16 protein-coding genes and 1 tRNA gene are annotated in these 16088 nt (G+C 38.7%); 10 read left to right on the top strand and 7 right to left on the bottom strand.

Translation table 11 applies throughout. The features are described 5' to 3' along the window. The first annotated feature begins 9 nt into the window (after nucleotides 1-9). From RV00_RS06590 to RV00_RS06605, 4 genes are all read left to right on the top strand, one after another. The gene (locus RV00_RS06590; protein ID WP_071861820.1) at nucleotides 10-1302 is read left to right on the top strand and encodes a LysM peptidoglycan-binding domain-containing protein; all 1293 of its coding nucleotides are present in this window, start codon (nucleotides 10-12) and stop codon (nucleotides 1300-1302) included. 283 nt (nucleotides 1303-1585) lie between these two features. Then, a tRNA-Met gene (locus tag RV00_RS06595) sits at nucleotides 1586-1657 on the top strand. 78 nt (nucleotides 1658-1735) lie between these two features. Next, a complete protein-coding gene (locus tag RV00_RS06600; protein ID WP_071861821.1) occupies nucleotides 1736-2401 on the top strand; it encodes a hypothetical protein in 666 nt (221 codons plus the stop codon). Continuing rightward, the gene (locus tag RV00_RS06605; RefSeq protein WP_071861822.1) at nucleotides 2379-3521 is read left to right on the top strand and encodes a helix-turn-helix domain-containing protein; all 1143 of its coding nucleotides are present in this window, start codon (nucleotides 2379-2381) and stop codon (nucleotides 3519-3521) included. The genes RV00_RS06600 and RV00_RS06605 overlap by 23 nt, the downstream gene beginning before the upstream one ends. A 32-nt stretch (nucleotides 3522-3553) precedes the next feature. On the opposite strand, the gene RV00_RS06610 is transcribed toward RV00_RS06605, so the two are convergent. From RV00_RS06610 to RV00_RS06620, 3 genes are read right to left on the bottom strand one after another with little or no spacing between them, the layout of a single operon-like run. Then, a complete protein-coding gene (locus RV00_RS06610; protein ID WP_071861823.1) occupies nucleotides 3554-3808 on the bottom strand; it encodes a hypothetical protein in 255 nt (84 codons plus the stop codon). Continuing rightward, nucleotides 3780-3992, bottom strand: coding sequence for a hypothetical protein (locus tag RV00_RS06615; RefSeq protein ID WP_071861824.1), 213 nt, complete (start codon nucleotides 3990-3992; stop codon nucleotides 3780-3782). The genes RV00_RS06610 and RV00_RS06615 overlap by 29 nt, the downstream gene beginning before the upstream one ends. Next, entirely contained in the window at nucleotides 3989-4387 is a 399-nt protein-coding gene (locus tag RV00_RS06620; RefSeq protein WP_071861825.1) for a hypothetical protein, read from the bottom strand. The genes RV00_RS06615 and RV00_RS06620 overlap by 4 nt, the downstream gene beginning before the upstream one ends. A gap of 96 nt (nucleotides 4388-4483) precedes the next feature. Here RV00_RS06620 and RV00_RS06625 point away from each other — a divergent pair, with 96 nt between their 5' ends. From RV00_RS06625 to RV00_RS06650, 6 genes are all read left to right on the top strand, one after another. Next, on the top strand, nucleotides 4484-4669 hold the full coding sequence (locus RV00_RS06625; RefSeq protein ID WP_071861826.1) for a hypothetical protein: 186 nt from the start codon (nucleotides 4484-4486) through the stop codon (nucleotides 4667-4669). 476 nt (nucleotides 4670-5145) lie between these two features. After that, complete coding sequence (locus tag RV00_RS06630) at nucleotides 5146-5997, top strand: AraC family transcriptional regulator (RefSeq protein WP_071861827.1); 852 nt, start codon at nucleotides 5146-5148, stop codon at nucleotides 5995-5997. A 206-nt stretch (nucleotides 5998-6203) separates the two neighbouring features. Further along, the gene (locus RV00_RS06635; RefSeq protein WP_071861828.1) at nucleotides 6204-6962 is read left to right on the top strand and encodes an ABC transporter ATP-binding protein; all 759 of its coding nucleotides are present in this window, start codon (nucleotides 6204-6206) and stop codon (nucleotides 6960-6962) included. Then, a complete protein-coding gene (locus tag RV00_RS06640) occupies nucleotides 6955-8550 on the top strand; it encodes an ABC transporter (protein ID WP_071861829.1) in 1596 nt (531 codons plus the stop codon). Before RV00_RS06635 ends, RV00_RS06640 begins: the two co-directional genes overlap by 8 nt. Nucleotides 8551-9196: 646 nt before the next feature. After that, on the top strand, nucleotides 9197-10684 hold the full coding sequence (yjeM, locus tag RV00_RS06645) for a glutamate/gamma-aminobutyrate family transporter YjeM (protein WP_071861830.1): 1488 nt from the start codon (nucleotides 9197-9199) through the stop codon (nucleotides 10682-10684). A gap of 253 nt (nucleotides 10685-10937) precedes the next feature. Further along, nucleotides 10938-11510 carry a helix-turn-helix domain-containing protein gene (locus RV00_RS06650; protein ID WP_071861831.1) on the top strand — a complete coding sequence of 191 codons (573 nt, stop codon included), beginning with the start codon at nucleotides 10938-10940 and terminating at the stop codon, nucleotides 11508-11510. Nucleotides 11511-11543: 33 nt separating this feature from the next. On the opposite strand, the gene RV00_RS06655 is transcribed toward RV00_RS06650, so the two are convergent. From RV00_RS06655 to RV00_RS06670, 4 genes are all read right to left on the bottom strand, one after another. Beyond that, a complete protein-coding gene (locus tag RV00_RS06655) occupies nucleotides 11544-12149 on the bottom strand; it encodes a TMEM175 family protein (RefSeq protein ID WP_071861832.1) in 606 nt (201 codons plus the stop codon). A gap of 180 nt (nucleotides 12150-12329) precedes the next feature. Beyond that, on the bottom strand, nucleotides 12330-13652 hold the full coding sequence (locus tag RV00_RS06660) for a 2-hydroxycarboxylate transporter family protein (RefSeq protein WP_071861833.1): 1323 nt from the start codon (nucleotides 13650-13652) through the stop codon (nucleotides 12330-12332). A 116-nt stretch (nucleotides 13653-13768) separates the two neighbouring features. Continuing rightward, nucleotides 13769-15394, bottom strand: a complete 1626-nt coding sequence (locus RV00_RS06665) for a malolactic enzyme (RefSeq protein WP_071861834.1) — start codon at nucleotides 15392-15394, stop codon at nucleotides 13769-13771. Nucleotides 15395-15714: 320 nt separating this feature from the next. Next, nucleotides 15715-16014 carry a DUF2316 family protein gene (locus RV00_RS06670; protein ID WP_071861835.1) on the bottom strand — a complete coding sequence of 100 codons (300 nt, stop codon included), beginning with the start codon at nucleotides 16012-16014 and terminating at the stop codon, nucleotides 15715-15717. Between the last annotated feature and the right edge of the window lie 74 nt (nucleotides 16015-16088).

The raw sequence follows: 16088 nt of genomic DNA on the forward strand, positions 1-16088 counted from the left end.
AGGACTAGAATGAAAAAGAAATTAATTGTAGGAGCTGTTGCAGCTCTTTTTTTGTTGCCTTTTTTTCCGAGTAACGTACAAGCTGCGAAAGGTGATCAAGGCGTTGATTGGGCTGTATATCAAGGAGCACAAGGGAAATTTGGGTATGGCTCGGATAAATTTTCGATTAGTCAAATCGGTGGATACAATGCTGGTGGTTTGTACAATCAGTGGACTTATTCTAGTCAAGTAGCTTCGACGATCGCACAAGGCAAACGAGCGCATACCTATATTTGGTATGACACGTGGGGGAGTATGAGTATTGCAAAAACAACAATGGATTACTTTTTGCCTAAGATTCAAACGCCGAAAGGGTCAATCGTCGCTCTGGATTTTGAACATGGTGCAAGCTCTAATAAGCAAGCGAATACTGATACAATTCTTTACGGCATGAGGCGAATTAAACAAGCCGGTTACACTCCGATGTATTATTCGTACAAGCCTTTCACGCTTCAGCATGTGTACTATCAGCAAATTCTAGCGGAGTTCCCTAACTCGTTGTGGATGGCTGCCTATCCGAATTACAATATAACGCCAAAACCTGTCTGGAGTGTTTTTCCGAGCATGGAAGGCGTAGCAATCTATCAGTTTACATCTACGTATGCCGCTGGTGGCTTGGACGGTAATATTGATCTGACAGGTATTACAGATAACGGCTATAACGGAGCTATCAAAGACGATGACGGCAAAGTTACTGTGAAGCCTGATACTGAAACGCCTGCGATTGATCAAGGTCAGCAAGCGAACGAAACGCCTAAGAATGACATCAAAGCTGGATTCAAAGTGAAAGTGAACTTCTCAGCGTCAACGTGGGCAACTGGTCAAGCTATCCCAGCATTTATTAAAGGGAATAGTTACACGGTTCAAGAAGTATCTGGATCTAAGGTCTTGTTAGGTGGCGTTATGAGCTGGATCAACAATAAAGATGTTGAGATTGTTCAAACGACAAGCACAGCACCTTCCACAGCAAATATCCATGTAGTGCAAAGTGGTGAAACGTTGAGTGGCATTGCTTCTAAATATGGAACAACGTATCAAAGTCTAGCTAGCTTGAATGGCTTGGGTAATCCTAATTACATTTATGCGGGGCAACAATTGAAAGTTAATGGTACAGCTTCGGCAACTCGTAGTTATACCGTTCGAAGCGGTGATAATTTATCATCAATCGCTTCGAAACTAGGTACAACATATCAAGCACTGGCACAAAAAAACGGACTATCAAACCCGAATTTGATTTATCCAGGTCAAAATTTAGCGTATTAAAAAAGGCCCTCTACAGTTTTGTAGGGGCTTATTTTTTTGCTTTCTTAATTGTAATTAAGATATAAGAAGTCTCCCAGACTTAATTAGTTGGGAGTTTTTTTATAAGTATATAATGCTTGCAAAGAAATCGGTTTCTAGGTAACATCTACTCTATTGGGAAGTCACTCGCCCATAAAAAAAGGGAACGTCAGATACAGTTACTTGGGGAAGTGGACTGTGGGGAAGATCTGACGTTCTATTTCTTTATTGTAACACGTTTAAAAAATAATAATACTCATTTAAAGTACCCTTAGTTCAATTGGTAGAATACTCCGGTTCATATCGGAAGATGCGGGTTCGAGGCCTGCGGGGTACATAAAAAGTGTTGACATTTTTTTGATAAAATGGCAAACTATTAACATAGTATATATCGTGTTAATAGGAGAGTGTGCTTATGAAAATTTTATCAAATCACTTGGAAAACAACTGTGATAAAAGATTGTCAGGCGCTTTATCATTAAGTGTAAGGGAAGCATATCGTTTTTTAGATGAGCTAGTAGAAAACGAGAAAATTTTTCAGCGTCAAGAAATGAAAAAGGTGTGGGGATATGTAAGGCATGGATTAGTGGATGTGGGGCTCAAGAGAGTGTTGAAAAGTTCGAATATTCCGCATGAAATAGCAGATGAAACAAGTAGTAGATATCCAAATGGTCATACATATGTGATGATAGAAACAAAAGGTGCAATCTTGACTCCAGCAAAAGTATTGAAACCGCAGTCTGTTCCCAAAAAGGCAATTTTTCGTGATAGAGGAAGTTTGTTAAATAAACAATATGATTTGTTTACAGATCCAGAGGATTTAAATCAAAAATATGATGAAAATAACCCGCCGTTTTTACTATTAACATATGGGGGATCAGCCCACAAATTAGAATTTGTACGATTGGGAATACCAGATTTAGGTGTGTCAGGTTGGATAGATCAAGTGGATATTACAAATGCTCCGGTACTTCTTGCCAATTCGGAAGATATTAGTAACGACTTACAGTTAACCTTTACGTCAGAAGCTGAAGAGCTTATTAGAAGAGGTGAGGATTATGCAAGAGAGAAAGGAATTTAACCCCAAACAACTAACTTCTGCAAGAATAGCTAAAGGAATGACTATGAAGGACTTGGCTGAAAAGTCGGGTCTTTCAAGGCAAATGATTTCTAATTATGAGTCCGGTAAGACAAAACCAAAGGCAGACAGCTTATTGAGGATTATTTCGGTTTTAAATTTTCCTAGAAATTTCTTCATGGAAGAAATGCCTGACTTACACAATGGACCTGTCTATTTTAGAAGTCAGAGTGCGGCAACAAAAAGAACTCGAGATATGCAAAAAGAAAGATTGAAGTATTGTTATGAAGTTTTTAAGATCCTAGCTAGATACGTTAATTTCCCAGAAGTAAAACTGCCGGATTTGCTTGAAAAAGATGTACATGAAATTTCAGAGCAAGAAATTATTAGTAAGGCTGAGGAACTGAGAAGACTTTGGAACATAGACTCGATTTCCCCCGTCCAAAATTTGATTCAAATAGCTGAAAAAAATGGGATAATCATATCAGAGGCTAATATGTCGGATAAAAGTTTAGATGCCGTTTCAAGATGGATTATTGATAGGCCGTTTATTATGTTAACAGATAATAACGAATCATCTGTTAGAAGACGTTTTAATGTCGCACATGAGATAGGGCATATCATCTTACATAACGGCATTGAAAGTATTCATGATTATTCATCCCAAGAATTAAAGAATGTTATCGAGCGACAAGCGAATCTGTTTGCTTCGCATTTTTTACTGCCATCTGAAGCCTTTTCGGATTCTTTGATGTCTACATCGTTAGACTATTATATAGAACTAAAAAAGTATTGGAAAGTTTCAATTCAAGCTATGATCTATAAGACTTATTTAATGGGTTTAATCAATGATGATCAAAGGCTGTATTTAAATAAAAAAATCTCAAGGAATAAATGGAGGACAAAAGAGCCCTATGATGATGAGATTCCTGTTGAAAAACCTACATTAATCAAGAAGGTCTATGAAATGATAGTTAAAAATGATGTTTTGCCACAGAGTGAATTGAACTATTTATTCCGTTTACCAAGAGAAGAGGTAGAAAAGATCATAGGACGATCTATTTCAAGGTCTAATAAATTAGATGAGCAAAAACCTATTCTTAGATTAATAGAGAATAATTAAGAAAAGACCCTAGCGAAAGCTAAGGTCTTTTTTTACATTGTCATCATTTCAACTTGCCTCATAATCATCGTTTTTCCAATCACTCCATACCGTTTAACTACAAACTGCTTTCTGCTATTAAACTCACCAGCAATTGCTATTCGCATCCCGTTTTCCACATCAGCCAAAAAATTCAACGAATGTGCAGCGATCAAACACGATTGATCGTTAACTTTAAAATAGACGAGGGGACGTTCAGAATACTTGATTATCTTGATGCTACTCACAATACCATTCAGACTCTGCATTTAAACCACTCCCATATTTTCTGATATAAAACTGACAATTAGTAAATCCACTAGCTTTATTTAAATAGAAAGAAAAACATCTTTCACCAACATCGAAAATAGCATTCGGTCCAAAATCCCACAGAACTTGTTGTAAATCAGAGAAGGGAATATAACCTTGTTCATATTGAAAAATCGGGTTCATTTTAATTTGCTCCACTTTTTCCAGTCATACAATTCCACATGCCGGATCTCGTCATAATCAACTTTTTGATCATCAATGTAGATTCCTAATTCGTCATAGCCACGGATCATGCCAGTGATATCGTCAAGATAATGACCTTCAACGTCTAACTGCTCTAGCTGGATAGCAACAGGTCGAGACTTTAAACGAGCATGCTCTAACACTTGCGTAATCTCATGAGTGTACATTTGTGTCTTCTGTTCGTTAACCTTTGCTCGTTCCGTCTTATCTTTCTTCATGGCAGCTGTGTGATCAGAAAGGAAGAATCCTGACATCCATTTCAGCATACCTCTATCTTCATACACACGTTTCGCTTCCATGAAAAGTTGTTTCGCACTTTCATCATCATAAGCCATATTGCTCACCTCAAAAATATTGTACGAACATACGTTCTTTTTGTAAAGCGAACAATTTATTAAGAATTCTGCTATAATATTTTTGAGGTGGAATGCATGGATGCATATGAGCAACAGATCAAAGATTTACGCGATGGGAAAATTGAGAAAATAGAAATAAGTAGAGAAAACTTTTTTCTATGGAGAGATGTCTGGAATAAACAAGAAGACAAAAAGTTCTTTAGAGGAATTGCTGGTTTGAAAGGGCATATCACATATGTTTATGACACAACAGTAATCTGACATACATAGGGGCAAAAAAGGGGCAAAAAGGCGCAATTATATGACCTGTCTATGAACTATCGGATTTGTAGGAAAACGAGTATAAAGGTATAGTTTGTAACGGAATAAATATCAATGACATATATTCGAATTACTAGGCACAGTTTTTGCCATTAGAACTGGAAAATTATTCTGAGAAGAGATGCTCCTTTGTGAGTGTCTTTTTTTTGACTAAAATTGTTTGAGTAGACCAATTTAAATAACTGTTGTGTATAATTATATGCTGAATGAACGCCAATCAGTAAAGCTAAATTATTTTTAAAATAACTATAATTATTTTACGCTGAGCTTTTTAGAATAGGCTTTTATTTCTGCTTGCATTGCCGGGCTTTTTCCAGGTATGCTTTTACTGATGGAGTGTTTGCTCGCAATAAAGGGCAGGTTTTGAGAGGTTTTTGTGAAGCGGCTCAACTATAGTAGTTATAGGAGGAAGATGAATGGATTGGTTGGATCATTTTAATGACAGTATTGCTTATGTGGAGGAGAATTTAGACGGAGTAATTGAGCTAGAGGAAGCAGCGCGACTGGCTCAGTGTTCCAGCTATCATTATCAGCGGATGTTTTCTTATATTGCCGGGGTGACTTTTGCGGGTTATATTCGCCGCCGTCGAATGAGTTTGGCAGGGGTGGATTTGCAAAAAGGGAAAAAAGTGATTGATGTCGCCCTGAAATATGGTTACGATTCCCCTACATCTTTTAATCGGGTATTTAAAGAAATTCACGGCATTACACCACAGGAAGCAAAGCAAGCTGGCGTAAAATTAACCAGCTATCCCATGTTGACCTTCAAAATTACGGTAAAGGGAGTGCATGCAATGGAATATCAATTAGTTGAAAAAGAAGCCTTCAAAGTAGCGGGTGTGGGGATCGAGTTGGATCAAGATATGGAAAAATATAAAAAGATGATCCCGGAATTTTGGAGCAAAGTCAGCGCGAGCGGGGAATTGCAAAAATTATTTCCTATCATGGATCAAGCGAATCCTGGTGTCATGGGAATCAGCATGATGACCTCGAAGATTCAAGAGAATTGGGAGTATGTCATTGGTGTAGCTAGTGACCAAATCCCTGCAGGTTTTAAACAATACGAAGTTCCAGCAGCGAAGTGGGCGATCTTTTCTGGCAGCGGCCCGATGCCGGGAGCGATTCAAGAGATGCAGACACAGATCTTTACGGAATGGCTGCCAACTTCAGGATTTGAGTATGCGGAACTGCCGGATATTGAACTGTATTTAGACGCGAATCCAGAAGATGCCCATTTTCAAATCTGGTTCCCCGTACGGGTCAAATAAGCCTGAAAAGTTGTCTGGATAATCCAGGCAGCTTTTTTCGTTTGGTAATAAAGGTCTAGGTAACGATGAAACCGGTTAGTTTAATCAACTACGTCATGAAATTCAAATCTGCTAAATAGCGCCAGCTCTGTTGTAGCTCCTTGTCAGGCTAGCCTTTTTCTCGTATAGTATTGAAGTAAGTACAAGAGAAGCGGGGTGTGAGAGGTATGATTGAATTAAAACAGGTGACAAAAAGTTATGGTGAGAAAAAAGCGTTGGATAATTTAAATTTAACGATCAAAGAAGGCGAGATTTTTGGTTTTTTGGGTCACAATGGCGCGGGCAAATCAACGACGATCAAAAGCCTAGTCAGTATCATTGAACCTACAAAAGGTGAGATTTTATTTGATGGGAAAAACTTGAAGGAAGATCGTCTGGCGATTAAGCGGAAAATCGCTTATGTGCCGGATTCGCCGGATATGTTTTTACAATTAACTGCCAATGAATATTGGGATTTAATCGAAGCGGCCTATGAGTTAAAGGGAGAAGAGCGCCGGCGACTGGAGCTGATCAGTTTATTTGATTTAGTAGGGCATGAAGACGAGACGTTAGAAAGTTTTTCTCATGGGATGCGACAAAAAACGATTATTATCGGAGCGTTGCTGCCGGACCCAGATATTTGGATTTTGGATGAACCCTTACAAGGATTAGACCCTCAAGCGGCATTTGATTTGAAACAAATGATCAAAGGGCATGCTGAAAAAGGGAAGACCGTCATTTTTTCAACACACGTTTTAGATACGGCGCAACAGCTTTGCGATGAATTGGCAATCTTGAAGCAAGGCGAGTTGATTTATAATGGTTCAGTGGAAAATCTATTGCAAGATTACCCTAATGAATCTTTAGAAAGTGTTTATTTGAAAATGGCTGGGCGTAAAGCGGATGAAGATTTAGTTGCAGAAATCGAGGGGGACGCCCATGAATAGTGGAATCATCAAGCGTCTGATCGCAGTGAATATGCTGTATGTCAATCCTTCTGCAACCAATCAAATTCGTAAAAAAGGCCACAAAGGCAAAAAAGTGATTCGCAGCATTCTGCAACAATATGTGCTGTCTGGTTTAATTTTTCTTTTTGTCTATGGTGCCACGATGGTGATGATCGATTTTTCGCAACTGCCAGGGTTCTTTACCTATTATATGGCGCTGTTTGCATTGATTGGTTTCTCTCAATCTTTATCGGCGATCTTCAATGTCTTCTTTGAAAGTAAAGACTTGCAAGATTATTTAGCATTGCCGATTAAACAAGGCGAAGTCTTTATCGCTAAATTTTTGGCGGTGGGCATGACCATCGTTCCCTTTTTATTGCCATTGTTGATTCTGTTCTTTTTGACCGCCTTTAGAAGCGGTCAATTCATCCCAATCGCAGTGATTGCGGCGATTTTGCTATTTTTGATCTTTTTTATTTTGCTGTTTAGTTTTTGTAGTTTGATTGTGTTTGGCATGACTAAGACCAAGTTGTTTCGTCAGCATAAAAAATTATTTACTAGCTTGATGCTGGGCTTTTCAATGGTCGTTTCTGTTGGAGGCGTGTTAGCGATTAATTTTTCGCAAAATTCCGTCGATCATTCAGCCAACGTAGTCGATCGTCATCCTTTCGCCATTTTTCTTCCTTTTTACCATGTCATGCATGACTTATTTTCGGTGGGGGGGCTCTTGCCACTAGTGGCTTTATTGTTGGTGACAGGTCTGCTGTTATTGGCGTTGCGAGGCTTTGTGGTACCAAGCTTATACGAACAATTCAGCGATGAGGGCTCTCATACTGTTGCAACGAAACGTAAACGGAAAGAGAATCGATCGTTGAAAAAACAATTGGGCAGCTATAATGTTCAATTGTTGAAAAATCCCAATTTGATCATGCAAGTCTTGACCTCATCTTTGATTATGCCGATCATTCTGTTGGCGACGATGGTGACGACGAATCCGGTAGACCTTCGAACACTGTCTCTGAAATTTGGTGGAGTGTTCTTCGTTAGTGGAATTGTTTTTGCTTGCGTCATGTTGAATCAAACGTCTTTTGTCAGTAATTTGATTTCACTGGATCGTGAGAACTTTTCCTTTATTCAATCACTACCTTTATCATTAAGAAAATATTTACGTCAAAAATTTTGGGTAGGGTGTAAGATCCAAATGGCACTTGCTGGCGGCATAAGCATAATAATCGGTCTTATTATTCATTTGCCGCTCTTCTTGCTAGTCACTTTCGTTGTCGGAACGCTGTGGGGGACTTATCTCATGTCGCTGTATTTTTTCAGTCGCGACTATCGCTTGTTAAATGTGACTTGGACTAATGTCAGTCAGCTCTTTACTCGCGGCGTAGGCAACTACGGATTGATGCTATGGCTGTTTGGGACTTTCTTAATCGGGGCGATCTTAATTGCTTTGTATGTAGTTGGGGTCTTAATGGAATTGAATCCCGTTTTGCTAAACGGTGGCGTCATGCTTTGGTTAGCTATTCTCTCCGGGGCTTGGTTGTGGATCAATCATAATAATTTTTGGAAAAAGCTAGGCCATTAATACTATTTTAAAAGGAATTCCTAACAGGAGTTCCTTTTTTATGTTCTGTTCTAGGGGCTTGATTGATAAAATTTGACTGATTATAAAAATTAAATTCAACTGAACTATTTGATTGTTAGAAAATGTGCTTTAAATGGTGATTCGTTAAAATATTTCAAATCATTTTATCATCTTTCTAGTGATAAAAAATGTTTTGATCATTCTTTTTAATTTTAACAGCGTTTTAAAACAAGGAACTAGCTATTTTTCTTGTCTTTTTTTAATTTGAAATAAAAATCAAGGGTTATAATGGCATCGGTTTCAGTTTATTTTTAACTTAGTATTTTATTGGTATAACAGTGCTTAATCGATTGCTGAAAAAAAGATAAAAAAACAAATAAGAAATATTTATTTACAAAAATTGATTTTTTGTTATTTTATCATTTCGGAGAAAAGTTTTTTTGCTTGAATGACACCAATAAAATTTTAAGTTGTTTAGAATTTTCAGTGAATTTTGCTTTCTTGCGCTTTGTCTTTTTTCATTGTAAAGTTAGCTTTGGGAATTTTTAACTGTTGAAATATTCTTGCTCAATTAATAACTAGTGATAATTTTTTGAATTTATTTTTACGGCAGTTCCCAGATTATAATTGAATAGGAGTGGTTTTAATGTCCAAAGCAGAAAAAGGCATGACGCTTGGCGCTCTGGTCATGATGATCTTTACCTCAGTATTTGGGTTTGCCAATGGCCCGGTAGCCTTTTACTTGATGGGGTATGGCTCAATCGTCTTTTACGTTGTGGCTGCGATTCTATTTTTCATTCCTTTCGCGTTGATGATGGCAGAATTTGGTTCTACCATTAAAGGTGAAAACAGTGGGATGTATAAATGGTTGGAAGTCAGCGTAGGACCTCGTTTCGCATTTATCGGAACGTTCATGTGGTTTGCTTCTTACGTTGTATGGATGGTATCAACATCTTCAAAGGTATGGATTCCATTTACAACAACTTTTGCCGGAAGTGACCAAACGCAAAAATTGCATATGTTCGGTCTAAGTTCAACACAAATGGTTGGGATCTTAGCCTGCGTATGGATGATCATCGTTACTTTAGTCTCAATCAAAGGGGTTAAAGGGATCGTCAAAATTACAAGCTTAGGTGGCTTAGCCGTAACAAGCTTGAACGTTGTCTTGATTGTGATTTCAGGAATTATTTTGGTGACAAATGGCGGACATTTAGCGCAACCATTTGATCATATCTTACACTCACCAAATCCAAGTTATCAAAGTCCAATCGGTTTACTAGGTTTCGCGGTATTCGCGATCTTCGCTTACGGCGGTTTGGAAGCTGTTGGTGGGATGGTTGATAAAACCCGTAACCCAGAAAAAACATTCCCTAAAGCGGTTGTTCTTTCTGCCTTGATTATTTCGGTTGGGTACGCTCTAGGAATCTTCCTATGGGGTGTCAGCACAAACTGGCAAGACGTTTTATCAGGTGATACAACAAACTTAGGTAATATTTCTTATGTTATGATGAACAACTTAGGAGTTGAATTTGGTAAAGGCATCGGTCTTAGCCAAGCAGCTGCTATCAGTATGGGGAACTGGTTTGCTCGTTATACTGGTCTAGGTATGTTCTTAGCATACAGTGGCGCCTTCTTTACATTGACGTATTCACCATTGAAGACGTTGATTATGGGTACACCGAAAAAATTATGGCCGAAGAAATTCACTGAGTTGAATGAAAATGGCATGCCAAGTTATGCAATGTGGGCACAATGTGCGATCGTTGTTGCGATTATCTTGATCGCTTCATTCGCTGCACCAGACCCATCTGCTTTCTACAATATCTTGACGTTGATGGCGAACGTATCAATGACATTACCTTACTTGTTCTTGATCTATGCGTTCCCTAAATTCAAGAAAAAAGATGGTTTGGAACGTCCATTTGAAGTTTACAAATCTCATGGTATGACTATGGCTATTAGTGTCATTGTCTTCTTATTAGTATTGGGTGCGAATGTCTTTACGATCTTCCAACCAATCATCGAAGGCGCTGGCCCGCACGATACACTTTGGATGATCGCTGGACCAGTAGGATTCTCAGTTGTAGGTATCTTGCTTTACCAAAGCTACGTACGCCGTTCAAAAGCCGAATAATTTTTCGATTAAAGCCTCAGCGATATTCGCTGAGGCTTTTTTTGTCGGTTCTGACTATGCGCTCGAGTATTTTCTGATACACTAATTGATGAACATTACCAAATAATATTCATCAATCATGCTGAAAAGCTGCTAATAGAAGGTTTTTCTGCGTGATAAAGACTTTTGACAAGGGGAAAACAGCCGATGATAAAGAGCTTTGCTAGTGATCCTGTTTAGCAAGGTCTAAAGTGAGGCTAAAGGAGCGGATAAAATGAATTTAAGCAAACAGATCAAACGATTGAGAGAAGCGGCGGGATTTTCTCAAGAAGAGCTAGCTGAAAAAATCTACGTTTCTCGCCAAACGATCTCTAATTGGGAGAATGAACGAAGCTATCCTGACATCCATAATCTGTTATTGCTGAGTGTTCTTTTTGACGTGACTTTAGATGAACTTGTCAAAGGAGACGTGGAAACAATGAAAAAATTAATTGGAAATGATGAAATGAATAAGTACAGTTGGATCATGGTGGGAACGATTGGTGCAGCGGCAGTCGCATTTGGACCAGCATGGAAGATTTTGGGGAACAAAGGGTTATGGATTCCGTTTATTTTGTGGCTGATTTGTATGTGGGCAGCCTTCAAAATCGAGAAAATCAAAAAGGACAACGATGTTAAAACCTATAAAGAAATCGTTGCTTATATGGAAGGCGAAGATGTGAGCAAAATTCGAAAGGAACGCAGTTTTAAAAAAGACATTTTGATTAAAACATTAACGGTTAGTCTTTTTACAATAGTTGTAGTGGCCATTGTGCTGTTAAGTTTGTGGTTCAGCGGAATGCTATAAAAAACCGCTCCTGTCTTGTCAGGAGCGGAGCATTCATTCGATCGTTTCATCAAAAATTTTATCACTATCATCATTAGTCCAAAAAGCCATAATGATCAGTTCGATCAAGGTCGCGATTAGACTGATGGGAGGATAGAAATAGATCCCAATTCCGATAATGATCACGGTTAGAGGAAAATAGAGGCTGCTCATATATTGATTAGGTCCCATCTTCCGAATTTTTTGACTGATAATGGGGTGTTTTTCTTGGTGTAACTGTTCAAAGCTTTTGCTAAGCCGAAGATAGGCGACGCTCCAAAGGGTAAAGATGAAAAGATAAAAGTATTCTGGCCCGCGATGGGACATAAATTTTCCAGCCCAGGCGGTGGCGACGGGAATCAAAGCCATTGTAAAGAGCCAAATATTATTGACCCAGTAAATCCGCTTTGTTACATGTTTCGTTAGGCTGAACATATAATGATGATTGTACCAAGCCACCGCGATAAAAAAGAAACTGACGGCATAGGCGAATAAATAGGTCAAATTTTCTAAAATAGCTTGCCAATGAAAATCTTCAGGGGTTTTAAATTCTAAGATCATGATGGTCATAATAATCGCTACGATCGCATCAGAAAATGCTTCAACTCTGCCTTTATTCATAATGAATAATCCTTTCTAGTGTCTCAAGAGAGTTACTTTTACGCTTAGTTTTAGCATGATAATAAATTTCAAGCAACTGATAGTACTTTTGGCTGGATCAGATCAGAAAAAAAAGCTTGTACGTAGTCGTAAGACGATCACGTACAAGCTTTTTTAGAAGGAGGGAACAAGAGTAAAGTTTTAGGAGAATAACTGCATCAGGAAACCAGAAATGATTAAGACGATGGCTCCGCCTAAACGGTTACCCATTTGCGCAAAAGCAATCAATTCCATCCGATTTGCCGCAGACAATACAGCTACATTCCCAGTGCCGCCCATTGAGTTGTTACATAAGCCGGCAGTGATGGTTGATTCGATCGGATACAAGCCAAATAGGCGACCGACGAAGCCAGAAACAAGTGAAATAACGATCACACTGGTTAAACATAAAACGACAAATTGCCATGTCAAAGCAGAAGCTAAGACATTTAAGTTCAATAAGGCAATACCGATACCAGCTAAGACAGCGGCTGTTAAGTTTTTAACGATTAAATTATTGAACATGATCGCTGCATCTTCATAATATTCAGGTAATACATTGGTGATTTTACAAATTACCACGATAATAATCATGAAGGCATACGCGTGAATTTTAGGCACAAAGAAATTACAGATTTGACCAAGGATGAAGAAGGTCAAGGCCACCATCATGCCCACGCCTAATTGGAAAATATCTGGTTTGACTTCGCGAGGCTTACCGTCACCAAGATCGCCTTTTTCCATCAATTTTCCGTTACCGTTAATCTTAGGAAATGATTGCCCTGCACGAGCAACTAAAGCGGCACCGATGATTGCTAAAACATTGGTCATGGCGGTTGCTGGAATCAAGCGAGAAATAATCGAAGAAGCATCTGTTCCTAAAACATGCGCATAAATGGTTGATAGGGGTACAGCGCCTGCACCGACACCACCAGCCATAGCGGGTAATGAGATATAAAGAACAGAATTGGCAAAGCCATTACCGATCAACATACCGACAAGTCCAACGGCGAAGAAAGAAACAATCATAGAAATAAGTGCCACGGGAATAAACCGAACTGAAGCTTTCATTAGTAGCTTGCGGTTCATACCTAGAATACTACCAGTAATCAGAGCGGCAATATAAAAGTCTAAGAAGCCCATATTGGTTACGAAATTCTTTGTTGATTCAACGACATAATCAGGTAAGATGCCAAATGTTGCGATTGCTGCAGAAGCAAAGATCGCAAAAACAGAGCCACCACCTAAATAACTTTTGACGATTGGAATTTTATTACCGACGAAGTGGAATAAATTTCCGAAAATAACTAAAATAGCGATTGGGCCGATCATATTCGTCGGTAATTTTTTCAAGGCGATTGCGATGATTAATACAATTACCATAATCAAATAAATTGGTAAGCTAACGCCGGAAATTTTGGTTGACCAAAAACCGGTCTTTTTTTCTTCAACTGGTGTAGCAGTTGAGGGTTCTTTTTGTGCCATTGGAGACGTCCTTTCTTTGATAAAACATGGATGAATGCCATAAAAAGAGGGAGTAGAATATTCTACTCCTTCTCTTAAGAGCGTTTTATTGCTTTCATTTTGACTAAATAATTCTTTTAGTATTCTGGAAGCCATTTGGCTGCTTCAACAGCAGCTTTTACATCAGTAATGTCTTCACGGTTCAATTTTTGATCCATGACAGATTTCACGACAGTTTCCGCAATGATTTGAGAAAACTCAGTGATTTTTGCGACTGGAGGTAAGATCGATGCACCTGGTTTTGTGACATCAACGATTCCGCCTAGTGCGCGACTCGCTTGAGAGATGATTTCATCGTTTACTCGAGTTGATGTTGAAGCGATCAACCCTAAGCCTAAGCCTGGATACATCAAAGCATTGTTTGCTTGTCCAATTTGATAAGTCACACCCTTGTATTCAACATCGTCAGCTGGGATACCCGTTCCGATTAACGCTTTGCCATCCGTCCATTTAATTAAGTCTTCAGCCGTTGCTTCAGCTAATTTTGTTGGATTTGATAAAGGCATAATAATTGGACGAGTTGTATGAGCAGCCATTTCTTTGACGATTGTTTCTGAGAACGCACCTGGTTGAGTAGAAGTACCAATCATGATCGTTGGTTGGATTTCTTTTACAACAGCTTCTAAGTTGGTTAACTCAGTGTTGTTGGTAAATTCAGCTCGTTTTCTAGCAAATGGAATTTGGCCAGGTGTCAAGCCTTCAGTGTCTTCAAATAATAACCCTTGTTTGTCGACTTGGTAGAAGTGTTTACGTGCTTCTTCTTCAGGTGTTCCTTGACGGACCATTTCTTTTAATAGAATATTCGCAATACCGACGCCAGCAGTACCAGCACCGAAAGTAAGAATTCTTTGATCTTTCAACACTTCGTCAGAGATATTTAACCCGCCTAAGACACCAGCAAGCACAACAATCCCTGTGCCTTGGATATCATCATTGAAGGTAGTGATCTTATCTTGATATTTTTCAAGGATATTTGCAGCGTTACCGCGGCCAAAGTCTTCCCAGTGTAATAACAATTCAGGAAATAAATCGGTAGCTGACTCAACAAATTCATCGATAAATTCATAGTAAGTATCGCCTTCGACACGGGCGTGGCGATTTCCTAAGTAAAGCGGGTTGTTCAATAATTCTTCGTTGTTTGTACCAGCATCGATTGAAACAGGCAGAACTTGAGCAGGATTGATACCAGCAGCGGCAGTATAAACCATTAATTTTCCGATTGCGATATCGACACCGTTGACACCCCAGTCGCCCATACCAAGAATTCCTTCAGCATCAGTTACAACAATCAAACGAATGTCGCGACCAGCTGCAGCGTTTTTCAAGCTCTCTTTAATGCTTGCTTGGTCATCAATTGAAAGGAAAGCAGCGTCTTGTGGTTCAACGAAAATTTCATTATATTGTTCGATTGAATCTGCTACGACTGGATCATAAACGATTGGCATGAATTCGACTAAATGTTGGCCCATCAATTTGAAAAATAAGGTCCGATTTGTATTAAAGATGTTCATTAAGAAAATACGTTTTTCTAAATCTGATGGTTTGCTTAAGTATTGTCCGTACGCTTGAACGGCTTGTTGTTCAAGTGTTTGCACGGTGCTTGGCAGCATGCCTGTGATTCCGTATTTTGCGCGTTCTTCTTTAGTGAACGCAGTCCCTTTATTTAAGAATGGGTTGTTCAATAGGTTTAAACCTGTAAGCATAAATAAATCCTCCTAAATTTTAAGTGCTAGGGAAGTATAATGAAGAAACGAAGGTATAGTCAAAAACGTTAGTTATGATAAATTTTGTTTATATGACAGAAATATTCAGTCGAAAAATGCTGTAAAGCAGGTAAAGAAGAGTCGTTCCCGATTTCATTCAATGGATTAAGCTTTTTGATTCAAATTGTAATAAACAAAAAATACCGAAGATCCGTTAAGAGATCTTCGGTATTTTTTAGTTTGTTCTGATAATCAAAAGGCAGGGAAGGGAATCGTTTATATCAAACATTATTATCTCTTTAAAGAACACACTTTAGTGATTAACCGATTTTTTTCTTATCGATCCGACGACTGTTCAAAAACCAGTGGCGATGGTAATCACCAACTAAAGCGGTGAAAGGGACGCTGGCAATGCCTTGTTGTTGAAGGGCGTCTTCTAAATAATTTTTTAAGACCCATGGATCTTCGATTCGGGAGACATTCAATGCTAAAGTATCGGCGATCACATCTGGTGTCGTATTCAAGTCGGCGGCGATTTGTTTGAGACTCAAGCCGCTGCGTTCAAAATTTTCTTGGAATTCGTTTTTTGTATTGATCGTTTGTTGTTGATTTAATGACATAGCATACGCTTCTTTCTTTAAAAATAAATAGTTGTATTTTTAACTATAGATAGCATACGCTTTTAAAATTCGAC

The sequence above is a fragment of the Enterococcus devriesei genome (genome assembly GCF_001885905.1).
In the GTDB taxonomy this organism is placed as follows: domain Bacteria; phylum Bacillota; class Bacilli; order Lactobacillales; family Enterococcaceae; genus Enterococcus_A; species Enterococcus_A devriesei.

What these genes read in the sequence shown, in the direction of transcription:
- RV00_RS06590 (WP_071861820.1), top strand. Translation starts at nt 10, where the DNA reads ATGAAAAAGAAATTAATTGTAGGAGCTGTTGCAGCTCTTTTTTTGTTG.
- RV00_RS06600 (WP_071861821.1), top strand. Translation starts at nt 1,736, where the DNA reads ATGAAAATTTTATCAAATCACTTGGAAAACAACTGTGATAAAAGATTG.
- RV00_RS06605 (WP_071861822.1), top strand. Translation starts at nt 2,379, where the DNA reads ATGCAAGAGAGAAAGGAATTTAACCCCAAACAACTAACTTCTGCAAGA.
- RV00_RS06610 (WP_071861823.1), bottom strand. Translation starts at nt 3,808, where the DNA reads ATGCAGAGTCTGAATGGTATTGTGAGTAGCATCAAGATAATCAAGTAT.
- RV00_RS06615 (WP_071861824.1), bottom strand. Translation starts at nt 3,992, where the DNA reads ATGAACCCGATTTTTCAATATGAACAAGGTTATATTCCCTTCTCTGAT.
- RV00_RS06620 (WP_071861825.1), bottom strand. Translation starts at nt 4,387, where the DNA reads ATGGCTTATGATGATGAAAGTGCGAAACAACTTTTCATGGAAGCGAAA.
- RV00_RS06625 (WP_071861826.1), top strand. Translation starts at nt 4,484, where the DNA reads ATGGATGCATATGAGCAACAGATCAAAGATTTACGCGATGGGAAAATT.
- RV00_RS06630 (WP_071861827.1), top strand. Translation starts at nt 5,146, where the DNA reads ATGGATTGGTTGGATCATTTTAATGACAGTATTGCTTATGTGGAGGAG.
- RV00_RS06635 (WP_071861828.1), top strand. Translation starts at nt 6,204, where the DNA reads ATGATTGAATTAAAACAGGTGACAAAAAGTTATGGTGAGAAAAAAGCG.
- RV00_RS06640 (WP_071861829.1), top strand. Translation starts at nt 6,955, where the DNA reads ATGAATAGTGGAATCATCAAGCGTCTGATCGCAGTGAATATGCTGTAT.
- yjeM (WP_071861830.1), top strand. Translation starts at nt 9,197, where the DNA reads ATGTCCAAAGCAGAAAAAGGCATGACGCTTGGCGCTCTGGTCATGATG.
- RV00_RS06650 (WP_071861831.1), top strand. Translation starts at nt 10,938, where the DNA reads ATGAATTTAAGCAAACAGATCAAACGATTGAGAGAAGCGGCGGGATTT.
- RV00_RS06655 (WP_071861832.1), bottom strand. Translation starts at nt 12,149, where the DNA reads ATGAATAAAGGCAGAGTTGAAGCATTTTCTGATGCGATCGTAGCGATT.
- RV00_RS06660 (WP_071861833.1), bottom strand. Translation starts at nt 13,652, where the DNA reads ATGGCACAAAAAGAACCCTCAACTGCTACACCAGTTGAAGAAAAAAAG.
- RV00_RS06665 (WP_071861834.1), bottom strand. Translation starts at nt 15,394, where the DNA reads ATGCTTACAGGTTTAAACCTATTGAACAACCCATTCTTAAATAAAGGG.
- RV00_RS06670 (WP_071861835.1), bottom strand. Translation starts at nt 16,014, where the DNA reads ATGTCATTAAATCAACAACAAACGATCAATACAAAAAACGAATTCCAA.